General features: G+C 47.6%; 1 protein-coding gene. It reads right to left on the bottom strand.

Annotated features, from left to right (window positions below; all coding sequences use genetic code 11):
* Positions 1 to 843 (bottom strand): acyl-CoA dehydrogenase family protein (locus A3739_RS06270; protein WP_068500720.1); only part of this gene is annotated, 843 nt, incomplete at both ends.

Genomic DNA, 843 nt, shown 5'->3' with positions numbered 1-843 from the left:
TGTTTTGAGTACTTTGGAATTGTGCGAGCGATTGACCGAACTGTTCTCTCTCTTTTGCATAGTTGGTGGCGGCGCTTAGTGCTGAGATTGCTGTGCCGGTTGAGCATGCGGCAATATTAATTCTCCCGCCGTCCAAGCCTTCCATCGNCAACTTAAAACCTTGGCCTTCTTCTGCTAGGCGATGAGATTGTGGAACACGTACTTGATCAAAATTTATTTGACGCGTTGGCTGCGCATTCCAGCCTAGTTTGTCTTCTTTTTTTCCGTAGCTAATGCCTTCGCTATCGGCAGGAATCGCAATACAACTCACGCCTGATGCACCTTGCTCGCCGGTACGAACCATGGTGATCAGTAAGTCGGTAGACCCCGCGCCAGAGATAAATACCTTACTGCCCGATATGATGTAGTCATCGCCATCTTTGACTGCGCTTGTAGTGAGTGATGCTGCATCAGAACCTGCACCAGGCTCAGTAAGACAATAACTTGCGAGTTTCTCACCGCTCGCTAAGGGTTCAGCCCAGTCATTTATTAAGCTCTCTTGGCCGTAGGTGCTGAGCATTTTAAAGGCCATATTATGAATGCTGATAAAAGCAGCCGTTGTGGTACAGCCAGTCGCAAGCTGCTCCATAATTAAACAGGCATCTAAGCGACTCAGACCAATACCAAAATGTTCCTCAGGCACATACATTGCCATGAAGCCAAGCTTGCCGGCTTCGATAAAAGCATCCTTCGGAAAAATGGCTTCTTCGTCCCACTGTTTTGCATTGGGAGCAAGATGATTTTCAGCGAATTTACGTGCGGTGTCTTGGAATGCGGTTTGATCGGGACTTAGTTCAAAATGCA

Source organism: Oleiphilus sp. HI0067, from assembly GCF_001635735.1.
This window is presented reverse-complemented; position numbering and strand designations above follow the sequence as displayed.